Below are 16847 nucleotides of genomic sequence, written 5' to 3'. Positions count from 1 at the left end.
CCGGGCCCCGCCATGACACTCCAACAATTCCTACTCATATTGCGCGCCCGCTGGAAAGTAGCCCTACTGGCTTTTGTATTGACCGTAGCCACCACCGTCACTGTGAGCCTGCTGCTCCCCAAGCAATACACCGCCAGCGCCGCAGTGGTGGTGGACGTCAAGTCCCCCGACCCGGTCAGCGGCATGATGCTGCAAGGCATGATGGCCCCCGGCTACATGGCCACCCAAGTGGACATCATCAACAGTGACCGTGTTGCCCAAGCCGTGGTGAAAAATCTGCGCATGGAAACCAGCCCCGCCATTCAAGCCCAGTGGCAAGAAGCCACCCAAGGCAAAGGCCAGTTGCGCGACTGGCTGGCCACGCTGTTGCAAAAAAACCTGGATGTCAAACCCAGCCGCGAAAGCAACGTCATCAACGTCAACTACACCGGCACCGACCCCGAGTTTGCCGCCGCAGTAGCCAACGCATTCGCGCAGGCCTATATGGACGTGAACCTGGAGCTGCGCGTAGCCCCCGCCCGCCAATTTGCTGCATTTTTTGATGAGCAAACTAAGGCTGCCCGCAGCAAGCTGGAAGCGGCCCAGCAAGCCTTGTCTGACTACCAGCAGGCCAACGGCATTACCTCTGCCGACGAGCGCATGGACTTTGAAACCGCCAAGCTCAACGAAACCAGCAGCCAGCTCACCGGCGTGCAAGCGTTGACTACCGATAGCCAGAGCAAACGCCAAAGCACCAAGGCAGACACCATTGCAGAAGTCATGCAAAGCCCCCTGGTCAACGGCCTGAAGGCCGACATTGCCCGCCTGGAAGCCAAGCTGATTGAAGCCAGCGGCAACCTGGGCAAAAACCACCCGCAAATCCAGCGCACAGAAGCAGAGCTAGCCGCCCTTAAGGCGCAACTGGATGCAGAGACTAGAAAAATCACCGCGTCGATCGACACCACCTACCAGGTAGGCAAACAGCGCGAGGCCCAACTGCAAGGCGCCTTGGCTAGCCAGAAGGCCCGCGTGCTGCTGCTGAACAAACAGCGCGATGAACTCAACGTGCTGCGCCGCGACATTGAATCTGCCCAGCGCGCTTTCGAGATCGTGAGCCAGCGGGCCTCGCAAACCAATATTGAGAGCCAAACCAACCAAACCAATATCGCGGTGCTCAACCCCGCGAGCCCGCCGCCAGACCCGTCCAAACCCAAAGTGCTGCTGAACACCTTGGTATCCATCTTTTTAGGCGGCATCTTGGCGGTGGGCCTTGCGTTGGTACTTGAGCTGATGAACCGTCGCGTCCGGTCCACCGACGACTTGGTTGAAGCCCTTGAGTTACCCGTGTTGGGCACCATCAGCTCGGCATCCGGCATGTTTAAACGCACCGCCATTGGAGTACGGGCATGAGCAACAACACCAAAACCATTGGCGACATCTTGGTGGCCACCGGCCGTCTGAGCCAAGAAGATGCGGCCCGCATCGTAGAGCGCCAGCACCAAGACAAAGTGCAGTTCGGCGAAGCTGCATTGGCCCTGAAGGTGCTCAGCAAAGACGACATTGACTTTGCGCTGAGCAAGCAGTTTGACTACTCGTACCTGAGCGACCAAGACCAGAGCGTCAGCACCGAGCTAGTAGCGGCCTACAAGCCCTTCAGCCGCGTGGGCGAAAACCTGCGCGCTGTACGCAGCCAGCTCATGCTGCGCTGGTTTAACACGGACCCTGCCCGCAAAGTCATGGCGATTGTGAGCCCGGGCAACGGCGAAGGCCGCAGCTTTGTGGCCGCCAACTTGGCCATTGTGTTTGCCCAGCAAGGTGAGCGCACCCTGCTCATTGATGCTGACATGCGCTCCAAACCCGAGCGTAGCCAAAACACCTTGTTCAAACTAGGCAAAAGCGCAGGCTTGTCGGCCATATTGGCCAACCGTGCCGGGCTGGAGGTGGCACAGCTCATTCCCGGCCTGCCCGGCCTAGCTGTGTTGCCCGCAGGTGCCACGCCCCCCAACCCGCAAGAGCTGCTGGGGCGCCCCGCTTTTGGCGACCTGCTGCGCATTGCCAGCCAACAGTTTGATGTGATCATCATCGACACCCCCGCCGGTGCCGAATTTGCGGATGCGGAAATTACCGCGGCACGCGCAGGTGCCGCGCTGCTTGTGGCGCGGCAAAACACCAGCTTGGTGCCCCAAGCCAGCCAACTGGCCCGCCGCCTGCAAGACAGCGGCGTGGCCCTGGTGGGCTCTGTGCTGAACGACACATGAGCACCCCCATGCCCCGCGTGTACCTTGGCAAACCCGGCCTTACCGCCGTGGCCCTGCAGTGGCTTCCTGTTGTGGTGGGCCTTGCCGTTTTGTACTTGCCCAGCTTATGGGACTTGTTTCACGGTATCTGGGCGGAAGACGCCCAAATGCACGGCCCCATCGTGCTGGGCATATCCTGCTGGCTGATTTACCGCAACTGGCCCGCCATGCTGGAGGCCAGCCATGGCGAACACAGCAGCACTTGGGGATGGTTGTTTTTTGTGATCGGCTTGCTTTTGTACACACTGGGCCGTTCGCAAGACATCTTGCTATTTGAAATCGGCTCGGTCATCTGGCTGCTGATTGGCATTGCACTGCTGAATCTGGGCCCCAAAGCGCTCAAGGCGCAATGGTTTGCCTTGTTCTTCATGCTATTTATGGTGCCTCTCCCCGGCGTGGTAGTGGACACCGTGACCATGCCCATGAAGATGGCCGTGTCTTATGTAGCGGAGCATGTACTGTTTTGGGTGGGTTACCCCATAGGCCGCAACGGCGTGATTTTGCAAATCGGGCAATACATGCTGCTGGTGGCAGACGCTTGCGCCGGGCTGCACACCTTGCTGACCCTCGAAGCACTGGGCCTGCTGTACCTCAACCTTGTGCGCCGCGACTCACTATTCCGCAACGTGGGCCTGGCCGTTTTGATCGTGCCCATCTCGTTTACCGCCAACGTCATCCGCGTGATGGCCCTGAGCCTGATCACTTACCACTTTGGCGACGAAGCCGGCCAAGGCTTCTTGCACGGCTTTGCCGGCATGGTGCTGTTCTTGAGTGCACTGCTACTGATCATTGCGTTCGACACCGCACTCCAGACATTCGAAAACTTCCGCCAACAAAAAATCCGAGCACAAAGCTGAAATGAAAACTACCAAAAGCAATTTCATTGGCTTCACTCTCGGTCTGCTGATGCTGGGAGCTGCCGTAGCTGCATGGGCCATGCACCCGCGGACGCTCATGTCTGAGCAACGTGCAAAAACCCCTTTGGCCACGCTCATTCCTACCAGTTTTGGCGACTGGAAAGAACTGCCCCAATCCGGCGGGCAGATCGTTAACCCGCAGCAAACAGCCATACTGGAAGAAATCTATTCCGAAACGCTTTCGCGCGTGTATGTGAATTCCAACGGCGCCGCCATCATGCTTTCGCTCGCCTATGGAGCAAACCAATCTAGGGATCTGCAAATTCATCGCCCTGAAGTGTGCTATTCCGCGCAGGGCTTTCAGATCATCAGCACGAACAAGACGAGCCTAACCACCACCTCAGGAAGCGTACCGGCAATGCAATTAGTCGCCAAACTCGGCCAGCGCAATGAGCCCATCACCTATTGGGTTCGGATTGGTGAAAAAGTCGTGCGAGGCAACCTGGAGCAAGGCTTTGCGCGCATGCAGTATGGCTTGAATGGCGTCGTGGCTGACGGAATCTTGTTTCGTGTATCGAGTATCGCTACCGACAACGGCAAGGCCTATGCAACGCAACAGCAGTTTATTGACGACCTACTGAAGTCAGTTCCAGAAGATACGCGCGCGTATCTGCTCGGAAAGTCCACGTCTTAAACAAATTCGACTCTAATAGTTACAGTGCATGAAGTTATTCGCACTCATCAAAGGCGTGCTCGCCAGGGCAATCGTTGGCATATCCGGAATACTCATCGCCCGACATCTGAGCAAGGATGACTATGGTCTTATTGTCTCAATCGCCACTATCGCCGCATTCTTTTTAACGGTCTCTAGATTGGGTTTGAATGAATACTCAATCGTGCGTGCAGCAAAAGCAAGGACACACAGTACGAAAAGAGCCTACATCACTTTGATGGACAAGCTTCAAAACAGTACAGTGCTTTTGATGTTTGTGCCAGGTTTAGCATTAGCGCTACTGTTGATTCCAAGGGAAATCGCATCAGTAACCGTCATTTGGATATTTTTTTTAGTGTATGCACGGGGATATATTGATTCACAGCGAGTTGGCGTGATCTCAGCAACCCTTCAAACCAATGGCAACAATCAAAAGTTTGTTGACTCGCAACTTGTTTTTTCAACCGCTGCGATTCTAAGCTTAGTCGCGTTGTATGCATTTAATCTCGAAAAGCTCGGCTATTTGTCTACCAGCCTAATTGCATCGCTACTGATGTATTGCATTGGGACAAATGCATACAAGATTTACCTCAATAATGGGGCAGCAACATGGCCTAGGCTACCTACCATTCGGCAATTTAAAATAGGCATTCGCGCAGCAGTACTCAAGAACTCGTCATACTTGCTGTCAGACGTGATGGCCTTCGCCTACACACAAGGTAGCGCGATTGTCCTTATTTCTGTCACAACAAGTGCTGAAGTCGCACGATATTCCGTTATCGCATCATTAATTACCGCCGGCTATATAATCCCAGGGGTGATATACCAATGGACTCTCCCGCTTCTAGCGGAGTCCCTCTCGTCTAAAGAAACATACCTGACAAAGGCAAAAAAATCAGCAATCCAAATTGCTTCAATTGTTTTCCCAATTTCTCTTACGATGGTTATATGGGACTCATTGATCGTTCATTTGTTGCTCGGTGAAAAGTACCGTTCCAGCGCATCAGTACTCAGCCTGATGGCTATAGTTTATTTCTTACATTCGCTTTGCTTCATTCCTGCGGCAATTCTTACCTCCTTGGGGTTACAGCAAAAGCGACTCCAATTACAGATGCTGAGTGCGGCAGTAGGAATCAGCACCACGGCCATAGCTGGAGCAAGCCTGGGTGGGATTGCCGCCGCCTATGCTTGCTTAGCCGCTGAAGTTCTTCTTTTAGTCGGCTACACGACAAGCGGATATATAGCAATTAAATCCCGCGAGTGGAAAAAGAAATGAAATACCTAATCCTGAATCAAAACACAGATAACTATGGCGACGATATCGCTGCGCAAGCGTTAGCCCACATCATTCGCTCAGTTGACACCAAGTCTCAAATTCGATTCCTATACGGTCCTCGCGCGTGGTCTGGCACGGTGCCAGTATTGGGAACGGAAATTAGCCATCGGGTGATGGGTGGGATGGGTGGGAAGACTGCATACATCGACCTCGCACGTACATATTTAAAGCGAAAACTAGGCATAAAACCCAAATACAAGAATGTGGAGTTTGATGCGTTAAGCAATGACCTTGACTGGTGTGACCACGTGCTCGTTTCCCCTTCGGGGGCCAATATTGGAATTTATCAAGACTGGAACGCCTTAAAGGTTGCTCTACAAGTTGCGATCCATGGCAAGACATTGATCTTTCACTTAAACACTGTCGGCAAATCTGGAAATCGTGCATTCGATTTACTGGCACGATTTGCACTCAGTCGGTCTATGGTGTTTGTAAGGGAGGCACGATGCCTTGAAGAACTCAAAACTTGGGGGCTACATTCAAGGTTTGGACCAGACAGCGCATTTGCGCTTCCGGCACCACAGCCGACAACTTATACGCAAGAAATAATCGGCTTGGTACCAACAGGGTTGAATTGGCACCCCGACCATCAATCGAATAAATCTCTGTTTATCGTCGATCAACTAGACGATGGATTCATAAAGCGCTTCACAGCAAATGAGAATCTAGTGCTCCATATCATTCCACATCTCTACGGACATTTGGATGAGCGAACATTACTAGAAAAAATCCGCACGGCATTAATTGAAAAAGGAATGCCAGCCGAACGAACGGTCATTGCAGACTGGGTTCAGTCGTCTGATGAATATGACATAGCAATTGCCAGCTGTCATGTCGTAATTACTATGCGCTATCACGGCGTAATTTTGGCTGCGAAAAATGGTGTTCCTTTTTATGCCATCAGCTACGAAAGCAAGATGAATGAAGCCTGCCGTTACACCAGAATGGAGAGTTACTGTGTCGACGTGAAGAATTCGTCTTCTGATCGACTAAACGTTGGACTAGATAGGTTGCTTTCCGAACATGGACGTATTTCAATTCAATTGAGAAAAACGGCCGAACAACTCGGGAAAATGACGCACTTCCCCATTTATCAGGCTGTTTTTCTAGGCCCAGAAGGTGGATAGCTTAGTGAATGCATCGAATAGACAGTTAGCCCTTTATGTCGTGGCGGCTATTGCTACTATTTTTGTAGCATTTTTCACTGCAATCACAATCACTACCTTCAGTCCATTTCTAGCACTTGCAGGTGGAGCGTTAGTTATCGGACTACTCGCCTCTAAAAAATATACATTTCTTCCGATTGTTTTTATTGTACTTGTTATTTGCGATGTAATACCTATCCCCAAGGGAGGAAGACTATATCCTGTACTTATTGTTGCCAGTTGCATATTAAGCATTGCCCTTTCTCTGGCCAAGAGAAATGGCGCTCCTCGCGTTAGCAGCCGGGCATGGTACCCCGTAGGAATATACTCAATAACCATGCTATGGGGGTATTTTTATGGAGTCAAATATCTGAATAATAATTCAGTATTTGCATTAGGTGAATTTCAGCAGACACTTGCTTTTCTTATATTCCCATCACTACTAGTCTGCTTCGACGAGAAAACTGCCTTTAATAAATTAATAAGACTCACAGCAGCCATCGGTTTACTTATTGGCATAGCATCGATTTTTCAGTATGCGACTGGAGTCTCGCTTGGCGGCAGAGTCGAACAACTAGAAACACTAGGAAACATCGATGGTAATATTATTCGAGCCACGATCCCTGGTAAGCTTTTTCTGCTTTTTTGCTTATTCATTCTTATCCCCATAGTGATTAGGCGAGATGGTGGAATTCTTACCATTAGCGTTCAATTTATATGCATTTGCATATTAGCCTTTGCGCTACTTGTGAGCTTCGGGAGAGCACTTTGGGCAAGTGCGGCTTTTGGCATATTTATATCTGCACTTTTTTTAGGCTTAAGGCACTCTGTCAAGTTAACAACGATAGTGATTTTCTTGAGCTTCACTGGGCTATCTCTATTGGCCATAGTCAGCCCTGCTGTCTACGATGCAGTCATAGATAGAGCATTAAGTGTCACTTTGGAGGGACGTTCATCTTCCTCGTTTGGTTGGCGCTTGAGTGAAAATGCGTTCGCCGCCCAATCAATTGTCAAAAATCCACTCTTGGGTATTGGTTTAGGTGGGGAATATAAACCCCCGCTTGTCGCAACTGAATTATTTCCAAATCAGACGAGCTATATTCATAATAGCTACTACTTCATCCCACTGAAATTCGGCACTATTGGGCTAGTATCTTTTGCTGTATTTATTGCCTCCGTATTTATATCTATTTTTACTGCTTATAGCAAAAAGAATACAGAAGAAGAGAGAATATTTCTCGGTGCAGCCGCCGGTACACTTTTGGGTGTGTTGCTTCTCGCAGTTACACAGCCTGAAATTCTAAGTCCCGCCTTCATTGCATACACTTCTTTTTTACTTGCAGCTGCTCACTTTTTAAAGCATACCCCGAGATATGGACAACATAGTGCCGACCCTTCAATTAAAGCAGACGCCCGAAGCAAACGTCATTCAATCCACCGACATTTGAATCATCGGGGTCGAGATTGAAAATTGGAAAACATGTGAAAGAATCTCGCACCACCGTTCATTTGGTGCCGCGATTATCTTTTTTGGACTGCATGCGTGGCGCTGCAGTCCTAATGGTAATGCTTACCCATTTCGCAGAAGGTCGCATTCCTTTTTTTTACACAGTCAATAATTCATACGTTCAGTTAGGGCAGGCGGGTGTATCGATTTTCTTTCTAATTAGTGGGTATATTATCCCGAGATCAATCTCCTCCGCTAGATCGTTGAAGGTATTTTGGATACATAGATTTTTTCGCTTATTTCCAATTTACTGGTGCTCGATTCTTCTTGCTTGTGCTCTTGCGTACTTTGGATTGATGCGTCTCCCACAAAATCTCAAGGTTTCTGAGATTTTTGTGAATTTCTCAATGCTGCAAGGTTTCGTGGGCTCCAAAAACGTTATAGGTGTTTTTTGGAGTCTAAAGTTCGAGCTAGTCTTCTACTTCTTGATGACCGCCATAGCTTTTGCTCGGTTAATGAAACACTCGTTCTACATTTGTTTGGCCTACTCAGTCGGTATCGCCCTTGTTGCCTTTTGGATGTATTTCGTCCAGGGCAAGTACTTTGCGTATGGCCTCTTTCATATTCAGTTGATGCTAATTGGGTGGGTCGTTAGCGAAGCTCAAGAGAGATCCAGCAGTCAGAAACAAACAGGAGTCGTCATCGGTGTTGGCGTAATGGTGGCTATTTTGACTGCATTCACTTCCTTCAATGGGCGAGATGCTTCGGCTGCTGGCGGCGCACTTACCCTAACGCCAATGCTTAGCGCTTGGTTGTTTGGGTTGTTGGTTTTTCTTCTGGCGGTGTCATTTCGGCGGTCTCTGTTCTGGCCCAAATGGTTGAGCTGGGTCGGCCAAATAAGTTACTCAGCATATTTGCTGCACGTTCTAGTGCAATTTGTGTTGACCCCATACCTGCGTGATTGGGGATTACTTGCCATTCCGCTCATGCTTGCTTTTTCTTTTTTGCTCGCTTGGATTGGCTACCGGTTCGTAGAGCTTCCATCCATTGCATTTGGCAAGCGAGTCAGTTTCTTTTGGTCATCCGACAAAACTCAGATTTCTGCAGGAGCTATCAAGTGATGGCACCCACAAACCAACCCGAACTGAACGCTCATCCGTCATGCGCCGTGTTACTTTTGAACTGGAACGGCTCATCGGATTCCGTTGAATGCTTGGAAAGCGTTTTAAAGAGCACGGCGGTGCAATTCCGTATCGTGGTTTGCGACAACGGCTCTCAAGACAACTCTCTAGAAAAAATAGCAACTTGGGCCAATGCCAACGGCACGCCGTTTGTCCTTTATGACCGCGCACAGGCAGAGAGCGGGGGCATGGCGGACGAGGAAGCTCCCCTTGTGCTGATTCAAACTGGTGCCAACCTAGGTTTTGCAGGTGGTAACAACGTGGGCTTGCGCTATTGCCTGGCCCATGGCGGTTTTGACTATGTGTGGGTGCTCAACAATGACACCGTTGTCGCCCCCGATGCACTGCAGCATTTGGTAGCCCGCATGCAGCAGGACCCGAAAATTGGCATGTGTGGCTCCAAGTTGGTGTTCTACCACCAGCGCGGCCAGGTGCAGGCCTATGGCGGCTCGGCGTTTGATGCGCGACGTGGCGTGGTGGTGCCTATAGGGCAGTTTGCGCCCGTAGAGGCGGCTTGCGACGTGGCGGCGGTAGAGGCCCAAACGGCTTATATAGTGGGTGCGTCCATGCTGGTCAGTACACCGTTTTTGCAGACCGTGGGGCTGATGTGCGAAGACTACTTTTTGTATTTTGAAGAGATCGACTGGGCCTTCCGCGCTAAGGGCAAGTTCAAGCTGGCCTATGCAGATGCAAGCGTGGTCTGGCACAAAGAGGGGGGCTCCATTGGCTCCAGCAGCACCAAAGAGCCATCTGCCACGTCCACTAAATACCTTTATCGCAACCGCGTGATCTTCAACTGGCGCTACAACCGCGCCAACTTTGCAAGCAGCATGGTGCGCGTTGCTTTTGAAATGCTGGTGCTGACCAAGCGCAAGCAGTTCAAGACCCTGCGCGTAGCCCTGCGGGCCACGCTTAACGGCCTGATGGCCATGCGCCATACCGGAGGGCACTATGCAGCTTGAGCCTTTGCTTTCCATTGTTATCGTCAATTACAACGGCCTGCGTTTTCTGGACGAATGCATTGCGTCCATCACCGCCCACGTGCATTGCAGCCACGAGGTCATCATTGTGGACAATGCATCAGCAGACGACAGCGTGGCCTACATTGAGCGCAACTTCCCGCAAGTGCGCCTGATAGCAAGCGCAGTAAACACGGGCTTCACCGGTGGCAACAACATCGGAGTGCGTGCAGTCAAGGGTGAGCTTGTGCTGCTGTTGAATAACGACACCAAGCTCCTCACCCCGATAGATGCTGCTGTGGCAGCATTTGAAGACGCCAGTTTGGGCGCTTTGGGCGTGCACCTGTTTTACGGAGATGGGCGCAACCAGCCCTCGGTGGGGTATGAGCACACACCTGCGCGCATTGTGCTGTCGTGGTTGGGCTTGGCCTCTGTGGCCGCGTTGCCCAATGTGTTTCGCCGTACGGAAACCGACAGCGCTTTTTATGACCGGGCGCATGCCGATGTGGCTTGGGTGTCGGGCGCCTTTTTGCTCACACGCCGCACGCTTTGGAATGCAATTGGCGGTCTGGACGAGCGCTACTTCATGTACGTAGAGGACGTGGACTATTGCAAGCATGTGCAGTTGCATGGGTTCAAGGTTGCCTACCTGCCAGAGGTGTGCGTGTGCCACTACGAAGGTGCGGGCAAGGCATGGATTGGCCAGGCCGCACTGACACGCACTGTGCGCTCCTACAAGCTGTATTTGGCCAAACACTATGGCGCCTTGGTAGCCCGCCTGACCGGTGCGCTGCTGGCTGCAGTGCTTTGGCTGCGGGTGCCTGTGTACTTTGCGTTGAACAAGCTGCGGGGCAACGCCATCGCTGGCGATAAGGCCAAGGCCTATGCGGCGGCGGCACGCCAAGCCCTTACCAAGGTACCGGGGTGACAGTCATGAAACTTTTGGTTGTGTCGCCTTTTGTGGTCTACCCGGGAGTGCCCCATGGTGGTGGGGCTTTGTGCTGGGGGCAGTTGGAGGGCTTGGCGGAGAAGCACGAAGTCCACTTCTTGGCCTTTGCGCAAGATGGCTCAGCGGAGCTTACCGCTGCACTGCCGCATTTAGAGCGCATTTGCGCCTCGGTAACCACGGTGCATCAGCCGCTGGGCAAGCTCACCATCCTTCGTGCCAAGGTTGCACAACTGGCGCTGAAGCCTGTGGGCGCATCCATATGCAATGTTGCAGCCATGCATTCGGCGCTTCTTCAGCTTAAAAAGAACATGCGCCCTGATGCGGTACTCATGCAGTTTCCTCAGATGGCGCAGTACGTGAAAGATGCCACTGACCTGCCAACCCTGATGGATGTGCAGGATGCCTATTCAGTTTCATCGTTCCGGCAGTTCAAGTCCACACGCGGCTGGCTCAAGCGTATACAAGCTTTTTTGAACTGGCTGGGATGGCTGCGCTACGAAGCCAAGTGGTATCCGCGGTTTACTGCGGTGGCTGCCATAACTGAGCAGGACAGGCTGGGCCTTGAGGTCTTTAGCCCGGGGCTAGGCGCGACTACAAGCCCGGCAGCCGTGGGCTTACCCGATCTGAAATGGGCACCGTCTGACAGCAAGCGCGTTGCATTCATCGGTTCATTTACTCATTTGCCAAACGTGGCTGCATTGCGTTTCTTTTTAGACTCTGTTTGGCCACTCGTTTTGCAGGCCCACCCCGATGCGGTATTTGAGGTTGCCGGCAAAGGAGTACCTGCTGACTTAAAGGTACGGGCGGGCAAAAATTTGGTGTTTGCAGGGGTTGTGCCGGATGCTTACGCATTTGTGCGTTCTGCTGCGGTGGTGGTGGTACCCGTCCTGAGCGGTGGTGGAATCAAGATCAAAACCCTGGAGGCCATGGCCACCGGGTGTCCGATTGTGGCAACCAGCATTGGCGCAGAAGAAACTGGTGCCATATCGGGCGAGCACATGCTGATTGCGGACACGCCGATTGCATTTGCCATGCACATCAACTCTTTGTTGTCTGATCCGGTACAGAGCCAGCGCTTGGGCAGCAATGCGAAAGCATTGATAGCAAAACGTTTTTCATGGCAGGCCAAATGGGCCTCCCTCAATGGCCTGTTGGATGCCAGCGTATCCAAACACCAACAGGCTGCGGTTCAAGATAAAGGTACACAGCAATGAGAGTAGGTTTTGACCTGCACGTGGTCGACGGCCTTTTTCAAGGCTCTCGGACCCATGTGATTGAGCTTTTTTCAAGAGTGGCAAAGCTTTGCCCGGAAATTGAATTTGTTTGCTTGCTGGATGACACCGACGCGTTCCTGAAAAACTACCCGGCTTTTGATTTGCCCAATGTGCACTTGGAACGGCTCGCCCATACCGGCGCGGTGCGCAGGCTGATGTGGGAGCTGCCCAAGATGCAGCGCCGCTTGAAGCTGGATTTGCTGCACACCCAATACATCATTCCATTGCCATCGCTATCCAAAACGATGGTCACGATCCATGACGTACTGTTTGAGAGCCACCCACAGTACTTTCAACCAATTTTTCGCTTGCGCTCGCGCGTTTTGATGCGGTGGGCGGCATTTGCCGCAGAGCACGTGTTTACGGTGAGTGAGTTCTCAAAACGCGAGATCAGTGCACGCTATGGAGTGGCCGCAGAGCGCCTTACGGTAACGACCAATGCTGCAGACAAAACCCGCTTTTACCCAGGTACAGAAGGTGCAGAACTAGTCGCTGGCAGAGGGCTGGAGCCCGGCAAGTACTTGTTGACAGTTGGCCGCCTGGAACCACGCAAAAACCATGTAACGCTCTTTAAGGCGTATGCAGCACTTGGTGCTGACGCACCGCCACTGGTGGTAGTAGGGCAAAAGGACTTTGGTTTTGAAGCCATGTTTGAAGTAATAAGGCAAGCTGGCTTGGCACAAAAGGTCCATTTCTTGGAGAACGTGGGAGACAAAGAGTTGCCTGCGCTTTACCGCCACTGCCTTGCTTTTGCCTACCCGTCTCTGGCTGAAGGTTTTGGCATGCCACCCTTGGAGGCAATGGCCAGCGGGGTACCCGTGATCGCAGCCGACAACACAGCACTGACCGAAGTTGTGGGTAGCGCAGGCTTGTTGGTCGAGTCCACCAACGTGGCCGGTTTGCGCGACGCTCTGGCGGCTGTAACAAGCGACATAGCGTTACGCCAAGCCTTGGCGGCCAAGGGGCTGGCACAAGTTGAAAAGTATCAGTGGAATGAGGCTGCACACAGAGTTGCTGCTCAATACAGAGCCGTCTTGGCTAAGGGGCTCACATGAAAAAACTTATCGGGGCTTTGGGCTTGGCCCTTTGTAGTTTGTTGGCGCAAGCGCAGACAGACAAATACAACATAGGCGTGTATTACTTTCCCGGCTGGGCTGACAACCAAAAAGGCGCGGTTTTTCCCCAACCCTGGGAAAAAATCAAACCGTTCCCTGAGCGGGAGCCCAAGCTGGGCTGGTACAAAGAAGGCAGCGATGAGGTAACACGCCAGCATATCGACTGGATGGCGGAATACGGCATTAACTTTGTGGCCTATGACTGGTACTGGGGCAAGGACAACAAGGTTTTCCTTGAACATGCATTGGCTGCACATATGCGGGCGCCCAATCGAGAGAAAGTAAAGATTTCCTTACTCTGGGCCAACCACGATGGCATGCTCGCGAGCAAAGATAACTTTGAGCGCATGGTGACTTATTGGGCAAAGTACTACTTTCAGCGCCCGGAGTTCTTGCGCATAGAAGGTAAGCCTGTTGTATTTGTTTTCTATGCTGATTTCTTGCAAGCAGACGCGGCAAAGTTTGGTTCAAGTACCAAAGCGCTGTTGGAGTCAGCCCAAAACATCGCCAAACAAAACGGCTTACCAGGCATTTACTTTGTTGCTGGCACGGGCGCTGCGAGTCCCATGATCGATAGCTTTGCCAAAGATGCAGGGTACTCAGCCCTGTCTGCCTACAACTATCACCAAGGCCTGTATTCGCCGATTCAATCGCACAACTACGAGCAACTAGACAAGGCCTACAGAGAGCATTGGTCCCGATTCGTCAGCAAAGGCAATCTGCCACTGGTAGTTCCCATGACCTCAGGCTGGGACAAGCGGCCTTGGGGTGGCAGCAAGGACCCTTTGCATGACATGTCTTTCGGCGAGCCCGGTTTGTTTGAGGGCCACCTCAGGGCAGCAAAGGCGACGATGGATTCCATCAAAACCGATGCCCCCAAGATGGGGGTCATTTGCTGCTGGAACGAGTTTGGCGAGGGCTCGTACATCGAACCGACCAAGAAGGACGGATTCAGCTACCTCGAAAAAGTAAAGAAAGTATTTGGTACTCCATGACGCAAAAGACTCTGCGCATTCTCGGCACCCGCGGCGTGCCTGCTGCCCACGGCGGCTTTGAAACCTTTGCCGAGTACCTGTCGCTCTACCTCGTTGCCCAAGGCTGGCGCGTGGTGGTGTACTGCCAGGAAGACGGCACCGGCCCCGTGTTTGAGGACACCTGGCAAGGTGTGGAGCGTGTGCGCATTCCGGTAGAGCAAGAAGGGCCCAAGGGCACCATTGTGTTTGACTGGTTGGCCACCGCACACGCAGCCACGCACCGTGACTTGTGCCTGACCTTGGGCTACAACACCGCCGTGTTTTGCAGTCTGCTGCGCATCAAGGGCATACCCAACGTCATCAACATGGATGGCATTGAGTGGTCTCGCATGAAGTGGGGGCCTGTCGCCAAAACCTGGTTTTGGATGAACGATTGGGCGGGCTGCTGGCTGGGCAACCACTTGGTGGCAGACCACCCGCAGATCAAGGTGCACCTGACCAGCCGCGTGCGGGCAGACAAGATCACCACCATTCCCTACGGCGCGGATGCCGTTACAAGCGCACCGGTGGAGCCTGTCGAGGCGCTGGGCTTGCAGCCTGGCCGATTCATGACCGTGATTGCACGCCCGGAGCCTGAAAACTCGTTGCTGGAGATCGTGAAGGGCTTTTCTGCCAAGCCACGCGGCATGCAACTGGTGGTGCTGGGCAACTATTCCGATGCCAACGTTTACCACCGTGCTGTGAAAGAAGCCGCTGGCCCTGAGGTGAAGTTCGTGGGCGCCATTTACGACAAAACAGTGGTGCAGGCGCTGCGCTTCCACAGCGCGGCCTATGTGCATGGCCACCAGGTGGGGGGCACCAATCCTTCGCTGGTGGAGGCACTGGGCGCAGGCAACGCGGTGATTGCGCAAGACAACCGCTTTAACCGCTGGGTGGTGGGTGAAGGGGCTTTGTACTTCACTGGGGTTGAAGGTTTTGCTGCATGCATGGACCAGGTGACAGCCGACCCTGCACTGCTGCAACGCCTGCGCGAACAAGGCCAGGCGCGCTACCGAGCGGACTTCACGTGGCCCCATGTGTTGCAGCAATATGAAGACTTACTGCTGAAATATTTGCCGCATTAAATCTGTCACCAGCCCGTCACCCTGCCTGCACAACGCGGCCGGGCTGGCGGTGGTCTGTGACATTTTGATGCGGCACTTATGAAAATTACGGTAATCGGCACCGGCTATGTGGGCTTGGTGTCTGGCGCTTGTTTTGCAGACGTCGGCAACGATGTGCTCTGCCTCGATGTGGATCCGGCCAAGATCAAAATCCTGGAAGAAGGCGGCATTCCGATCTACGAGCCGGGCCTACAAGAGATGGTCAAGCGCAATGTGGCGGCAGGCCGGCTGCACTTTACGACCGATGTAGAAAAAGCCGTGCACTTTGGCACGGTGCAGTTCATTGCCGTAGGCACCCCGCCCGACGAAGACGGCTCTGCCGACATGCAATATGTGATTGCAGCAGCCAGCAACATTGGCCGCTACATGACCGACTACAAGGTGGTGGTCAACAAAAGTACAGTGCCAGTGGGCACTGCCAGCCGGGTCAAAGAAGCGATTGCCACACAGCGCGATGCACGGGGTGTAACGGCCCCTTTCAGCGTGGTGAGCAACCCCGAGTTTTTAAAGGAAGGCGCCGCCATTGAAGACTTCATGCGGCCGGACCGCATTGTGGTGGGCTGCGACGAAGAACAAGGCATTGCCTATATGCGTGCCATTTACGCGGCCATCCAGCGCAACCACGACCGCCTGATGGTGATGGATGTGCGCAGTGCGGAGCTGACCAAATACGCCGCCAACGCCATGCTGGCCACCCGCATCAGCTTTATGAACGAGCTGGCCAACCTGGCCGAGAAGCTGGGGGCCGACATTGAAAACGTGCGCAAGGGCATTGGCTCAGACCCACGCATTGGCTACGACTTTTTGTATGCCGGTGCGGGCTACGGTGGCTCATGCTTTCCCAAAGATGTGCAGGCACTGATCAAGACTGCTCAAGCTGATGCGGGCATAGAGCTCAAGGTGCTGCATGCGGTGGAAGAAGCCAACGACGCGCAAAAGCGGGTACTGGGCCGCAAGGTGCTGAAGCGCTTCGGCACAGACCTGACCGGCAAACACTTTGCCTTGTGGGGCCTGGCTTTCAAGGCCAACACAGACGACATGCGCAAGGCCAGCAGCCGCGAGGTGATTCAGGATTTGCTGGATGCAGGCGCCACCGTCACGGCCTATGACCCAGTAGCAACCAAGGAGGCACAACACTGCTTCCCGAACGAGACCCGCTTGACCTACGCCGACAACCAGACTGCGGCGTTGGAGGGAGCGGATGCGCTGATCATCGTGACCGAGTGGCGCGAGTTCCGCAGCCCGGACTTTGACACCATCAAAGCCAAGCTCAAGCATCCGCTAATTTTTGATGGCCGCAACCTTTACGACCCGAAGCTGGTGCGCGGCATGGGGATTGAGTACCAAGCGATTGGGCGATAGACAGCGTCGCAAGTAAATTTGCTATAAAAAAAGGAGCTGCTTGCGCATATTGGGTGTGCGCTACAGCCCATTTTGGCATGTAACCGCGAGGCGCCCA

Annotated in this window: 15 protein-coding genes; all 15 read left to right on the top strand. The window is 53.1% G+C overall.

Annotated features, from left to right (window positions below):
• Positions 1–12: 12 nt before the first annotated feature.
• The 15 genes from epsF (at position 13) to FDM28_RS16940 (ending at position 16750) form a co-directional block, all read left to right on the top strand.
• The gene (gene epsF / locus FDM28_RS17010) at positions 13–1389 is read left to right on the top strand and encodes a chain length determinant protein EpsF (protein ID WP_138517316.1); all 1377 of its coding nucleotides are present in this window, start codon (positions 13–15) and stop codon (positions 1387–1389) included.
• The gene (epsG, locus tag FDM28_RS17005; protein ID WP_138517314.1) at positions 1386–2237 is read left to right on the top strand and encodes a chain length determinant protein tyrosine kinase EpsG; all 852 of its coding nucleotides are present in this window, start codon (positions 1386–1388) and stop codon (positions 2235–2237) included. The genes epsF and epsG overlap by 4 nt, the downstream gene beginning before the upstream one ends.
• Positions 2234–3133 (top strand): exosortase B, encoded by a 900-nt coding sequence (gene xrtB / locus FDM28_RS17000; protein WP_206022006.1) that lies wholly within the window; start codon positions 2234–2236, stop codon positions 3131–3133. Before epsG ends, xrtB begins: the two co-directional genes overlap by 4 nt.
• A 1-nt stretch (position 3134) precedes the next feature.
• Positions 3135–3827 carry an exosortase-associated protein EpsI, B-type gene (epsI, locus tag FDM28_RS16995; protein WP_138517311.1) on the top strand — a complete coding sequence of 231 codons (693 nt, stop codon included), beginning with the start codon at positions 3135–3137 and terminating at the stop codon, positions 3825–3827.
• A gap of 28 nt (positions 3828–3855) precedes the next feature.
• Complete coding sequence (locus tag FDM28_RS16990) at positions 3856–5121, top strand: oligosaccharide flippase family protein (protein WP_138517309.1); 1266 nt, start codon at positions 3856–3858, stop codon at positions 5119–5121.
• Entirely contained in the window at positions 5118–6308 is a 1191-nt protein-coding gene (locus tag FDM28_RS16985) for a polysaccharide pyruvyl transferase family protein (protein WP_138517307.1), read from the top strand. Before FDM28_RS16990 ends, FDM28_RS16985 begins: the two co-directional genes overlap by 4 nt.
• Positions 6301–7794 carry an O-antigen ligase family protein gene (locus FDM28_RS16980; RefSeq protein ID WP_170211833.1) on the top strand — a complete coding sequence of 498 codons (1494 nt, stop codon included), beginning with the start codon at positions 6301–6303 and terminating at the stop codon, positions 7792–7794. The genes FDM28_RS16985 and FDM28_RS16980 overlap by 8 nt, the downstream gene beginning before the upstream one ends.
• A gap of 14 nt (positions 7795–7808) precedes the next feature.
• Entirely contained in the window at positions 7809–8894 is a 1086-nt protein-coding gene (locus tag FDM28_RS16975) for an acyltransferase family protein (protein WP_138517302.1), read from the top strand.
• Positions 8894–9916: a glycosyltransferase family 2 protein gene (locus FDM28_RS16970; protein ID WP_138517300.1), complete on the top strand. Its 1023-nt coding sequence runs from the start codon at positions 8894–8896 to the stop codon at positions 9914–9916. Before FDM28_RS16975 ends, FDM28_RS16970 begins: the two co-directional genes overlap by 1 nt.
• Positions 9906–10841 (top strand): glycosyltransferase family 2 protein, encoded by a 936-nt coding sequence (locus FDM28_RS16965; protein ID WP_138517298.1) that lies wholly within the window; start codon positions 9906–9908, stop codon positions 10839–10841. The genes FDM28_RS16970 and FDM28_RS16965 overlap by 11 nt, the downstream gene beginning before the upstream one ends.
• A 5-nt stretch (positions 10842–10846) precedes the next feature.
• Positions 10847–12076 (top strand): glycosyltransferase, encoded by a 1230-nt coding sequence (locus tag FDM28_RS16960; RefSeq protein ID WP_138517295.1) that lies wholly within the window; start codon positions 10847–10849, stop codon positions 12074–12076.
• Positions 12073–13191: a glycosyltransferase family 4 protein gene (locus FDM28_RS16955; RefSeq protein WP_138517293.1), complete on the top strand. Its 1119-nt coding sequence runs from the start codon at positions 12073–12075 to the stop codon at positions 13189–13191. Before FDM28_RS16960 ends, FDM28_RS16955 begins: the two co-directional genes overlap by 4 nt.
• On the top strand, positions 13188–14246 hold the full coding sequence (locus FDM28_RS16950; RefSeq protein ID WP_138517290.1) for a glycoside hydrolase family 99-like domain-containing protein: 1059 nt from the start codon (positions 13188–13190) through the stop codon (positions 14244–14246). The genes FDM28_RS16955 and FDM28_RS16950 overlap by 4 nt, the downstream gene beginning before the upstream one ends.
• Positions 14243–15349 carry a DUF1972 domain-containing protein gene (locus tag FDM28_RS16945; RefSeq protein WP_138517288.1) on the top strand — a complete coding sequence of 369 codons (1107 nt, stop codon included), beginning with the start codon at positions 14243–14245 and terminating at the stop codon, positions 15347–15349. The genes FDM28_RS16950 and FDM28_RS16945 overlap by 4 nt, the downstream gene beginning before the upstream one ends.
• 78 nt (positions 15350–15427) lie before the next feature.
• Complete coding sequence (locus FDM28_RS16940; protein ID WP_138517286.1) at positions 15428–16750, top strand: UDP-glucose dehydrogenase family protein; 1323 nt, start codon at positions 15428–15430, stop codon at positions 16748–16750.
• Positions 16751–16847 lie beyond the last annotated feature (97 nt).

It is taken from the genome of Rhodoferax bucti (assembly GCF_005876985.1).
Taxonomy (GTDB): Bacteria; Pseudomonadota; Gammaproteobacteria; order Burkholderiales; family Burkholderiaceae_C; genus Allorhodoferax; species Allorhodoferax bucti.
This window is presented reverse-complemented; position numbering and strand designations above follow the sequence as displayed.